The organism is Pseudomonas sp. PA-5-4B (genome assembly GCF_021606215.1).
Classification (GTDB): domain Bacteria; phylum Pseudomonadota; class Gammaproteobacteria; order Pseudomonadales; family Pseudomonadaceae; genus Aquipseudomonas; species Aquipseudomonas edaphica.
Genome location: NZ_WKDB01000133.1, coordinates 1 through 3647 on the forward strand (window position 1 = coordinate 1; position 3647 = coordinate 3647).

2 protein-coding genes are annotated in these 3647 nt (G+C 61.3%); one reads left to right on the forward strand and one right to left on the reverse strand.

The annotated features are described in order from the left end of the window. Positions 1–165: 165 nt before the first annotated feature. Positions 166–2616 carry a glycogen/starch/alpha-glucan phosphorylase gene (locus GIW28_RS30460; protein WP_017138624.1) on the reverse strand — a complete coding sequence of 817 codons (2451 nt, stop codon included), beginning with the start codon at positions 2614–2616 and terminating at the stop codon, positions 166–168. A 236-nt stretch (positions 2617–2852) separates the two neighbouring features. On the opposite strand from GIW28_RS30460, the gene GIW28_RS30465 reads away from it, so the two are divergent. Then, positions 2853–3287, forward strand: coding sequence for a YkgJ family cysteine cluster protein (locus tag GIW28_RS30465; protein ID WP_053253906.1), 435 nt, complete (start codon positions 2853–2855; stop codon positions 3285–3287). Positions 3288–3647: the final 360 nt, after the last annotated feature.

The following is a 3647-nucleotide window of genomic DNA, read 5'->3' on the forward strand; positions in this document are numbered from 1 at the left end:
CTTAATAAACCGAGAAAAGGTTAGGGGGGGAGGTGTTTTGGGGGGGGGGGAGCTTGCCCCCTTGGGGGTGGACGCCCCCCCCAGAAACGGGCGACTGCTGCGCAGCCGAGCGGGAGCAAGCTCCCTCGCCACAGAAGCCCGCTCCCACAGGGGGTCTTGCGGTGTTTAGTCGAGGGCTTTCCAGATCTCGGTGGCGTATTCGCGGATGGTGCGGTCCGAGCTGAACCAGCCCATGCGCGCCGTATTGAGCACAGCCGAACGCCACCAGGCCTTGGAATCGTGCCAATGCGCTTCGACCCGCGCCTGGGCGTCCCAGTAGGCGTCAAAGTCGGCGCACACCAGGAAACGGTCGTAGTCGATCAACCCGTCGATCAAGCCCACATAGCGGCCCGGATCATCCGGCGAGAACACCCCGCCGCGGATCGCTTGCAACACATCGTTAAGGCGATGGGAGGCTGCCACATCCGGCCCGGCGTGGAATTCACCGGCGTGCTTGCGGGCTTCCACTTGTTCGGCGCTGAGGCCGAAGATAAACATATGCTCGGCGCCCACGCGCTCGTGCATCTCCACGTTGGCGCCGTCCATGGTGCCGATGGTCAGCGCGCCATTGAGGCCGAACTTCATGTTGCTGGTGCCAGAGGCTTCAAAACCGGCCGTGGAAATCTGCTCGGACAAGTCCGCCGCCGGGATGATGCTTTCCGCCAGGCTGACGTTGTAGTTGGGCAGGAACACCACCTTGAGCAAGCCGCGCACGGTCGGGTCGTTGTTCACGGTGCGGGCGATGTCGTTGGTCAGCTTGATGATCAACTTGGCCTGGTGATAGCTGGCCGCCGCCTTGCCCGCGAAGATTTTCACGCGCGGCACCCAATCGGTGCCTGGCTCGGCGCGGATTGCCTGGTACAAGGCCACGGTGTGCAGCAGGTTGAGCAGTTGGCGTTTGTATTCGTGGATCCGCTTGACCTGCACGTCGAACATCGCCGCCGGGTTCACCGAAATGCCCAGGCGCTCGTGGATGATCTCGGCCAGTGCCCTCTTGCTGTGCAGGCGCTGTTCGGCGAAGGCTTTGCGGAACACCTGCTTCTCGGCGAAGGTCTCCAGCTCCGTCAGGCGGGTTTCCATGGTGTCGAGGATGTCCGGCCCCAGAGCCTCCACCAGCATCTCGGTGAGCTTGGGGTTGGCCTGGTACAGCCAGCGGCGGAAGGTGATGCCGTTGGTTTTGTTGTTGATGCGCTCCGGGTACAGCTTGTGCAGTTCGGAGAACACCGTGCTGCGCATCAGTTGGGTGTGCAAACCGGACACACCGTTAACGCTATGGGAGCCAAGGAACGCCAGGTTACCCATGCGCACGCGGCGGCCGTTGTCTTCTTCGATCAACGACACCGCACGCAATACGTCGAAATCGTGGATGCCCTTGGCGCGCAGCGAGTCGATGTGCTGGGCGTTGATCAGATAGATGATCTGCATATGCCGAGGCAGCATGCGTTCCATCAAACCGACAGGCCAGGTTTCCAACGCCTCGGGCAACAAGGTGTGGTTGGTGTAGGAAAGGGTTTCGACGGTGACATCCCACGCGGCTTCCCACGGAATGTCATGCAGGTCCACCAGTTGGCGCATCAATTCAGCCACGGCGATGGACGGGTGGGTGTCGTTGAGCTGGATCGCGGCGTGTTCACCCAGGCTGAGTACCGAGCCGTGCATGTTCTTGTGGCGGCGTAGCAGGTCTTGCAGCGAGGCCGAAACAAAGAAGTATTCCTGGCGCAGACGCAATTCCTGCCCCGCTTCGGTGCTGTCGGCCGGGTAAAGCACTCGGGAGATGCTTTCGGCGCGAGCCACTTCGGCGACGGCGCCCAAGTGGTCACCGGCGTTGAAGCGCTCCAGGTGCAGGTCTTCTACCGCCCGGGCGCGCCACAGGCGCAGGGTGTTCACGCTGGCGCCGCGCCAGCCGACTACCGGCGTGTCGTACGCCACCGCGCGCACGGTTTCGTTGGGCGTCCATACCTGGATCATCTTGCCGGAGGCATCCGCCAGGGTTTCGACGCTGCCGCCAAAGCCGATCGGGTAAATCACCTCGGCCCGCTCGAACTCCCACGGGTTGCCGAAATCCAGCCAGCGTTCGGTCTGTTCCTGCTGCCAGCCGTCGACAATCGCCTGGCGAAACAGGCCGTGTTCATACCGGATGCCATAGCCGTGGCCGGCAATGCCCAGGGTCGACATGCTTTCCATAAAGCACGCGGCCAGGCGGCCCAGGCCACCGTTGCCGAGCGCCGCGTCGGGCTCCAGCAGGCGGATGCGCTCCAGGTCCACGCCCAGTTCGGACAGGGCTTCGCGGGCAATCTCCAACACACCCAGGTTGCTCAGGCTGTCGTAGAGCAAACGGCCGATCAGGAACTCCAGCGAGAGGTAATACACCCGCTTCTGGCCTTTGCGGTAGATGCGCCGCGTGTGGTTCATCCAGTGGTCGACCATCTGGTCGCGGGCGGCCAGGGCGATGGCTTCAAACCAGTCGTGGTCGAAGGCGTGATCCGGGTCCTTGCCCACCGCGTAGGTAAGTTTGGTCAAGACAGCATCGCGGAATGCGGCTACCTCTGCTTCTCGTGCAAGCGGTTCCTGAGACATCGGTGCGACCTCGGGCGAGATTGAAGGAGTTGCTAGAGCCTAGTCGGTCTGACAGACGGTAGACGTGCTGGTTCGGCAGTTTTTTAACTCATTCACCATTGCTGGAAATTGATGCAGGGGCCGTGCCTGCTTTTCTCCCCTGCACCGTTGGAGATGAAATCTGCAAAATATTGTTCAAAAAACCACCAATCCCGGTATGATCGCGCGCCCGGATACAGCCCCACCTTGGAACCTTGATGAAGCCTCAACTGATCGCCGCCGCTGAACTCGACCGTCTCGAGACCTGGCAGAAATATTCCGCCCACATGTGCGGTGGCTGCGTGTCCAGCTGCTGCACGCTGCCGGTCGAGGTGAAGATCAAGGACCTGATCCGCATTGGCATCGTCGATGAGTTCGAGCGCGGCGACCCGCCGAAGAACATCGCCAAGCGTTTGCAGAAGGAAGGCATCGTCGAGCGCTACAATTCCAAATCCGAAATTTTCACCCTGCAGCGCATGAGCAATAACGACTGCCTGTACCTGGATCGTAAGACGCGCTTCTGCACTATTTATGACAAGCGCCCGGATACCTGCCGCAACCACCCGAAAATCGGGCCGCGGCCGGGGTATTGTGCGTACAAGCCGAAGGAAGTGGTGCGCGAGACCAATTTCCGGACTCTCGACAAGTTCTGATGATCATGATGATCGTTCCCACGCTCCGCGTGGGAATGCAGCCCTGGACGCTCTGCGTCCGCCCTTAAAAGCGGGACGCGGAGCGTCCCAAGCGGCATTCCCACGCAGAGCGTGGGAACGATCAGGCATAAAAAAACGCCCCCGGCCTTTCGACCGGGGGCGTTTTTCATTCAGCCTGAGTTAACTCAGTTCTTGGCTTTCTTGATGATCGTTCCCACGCTCCGCGTGGTAACGCAGCCCTGGACGCTCTGCGTCCGCCCTTAAAAGCGGGACGCGGAGCGTCCCAAGCGGCATTCCCACGCAGAGCGTGGGAACGATCAGGCATAAAAAAACGCCCCCGGCCTTTCGACCGGGGGCGTT

Coding starts and splice junctions, on each gene's coding strand:
- GIW28_RS30460 (WP_017138624.1), bottom strand. CDS start 2,616: ATGTCTCAGGAACCGCTTGCACGAGAAGCAGAGGTAGCCGCATTCCGC.
- GIW28_RS30465 (WP_053253906.1), top strand. CDS start 2,853: ATGAAGCCTCAACTGATCGCCGCCGCTGAACTCGACCGTCTCGAGACC.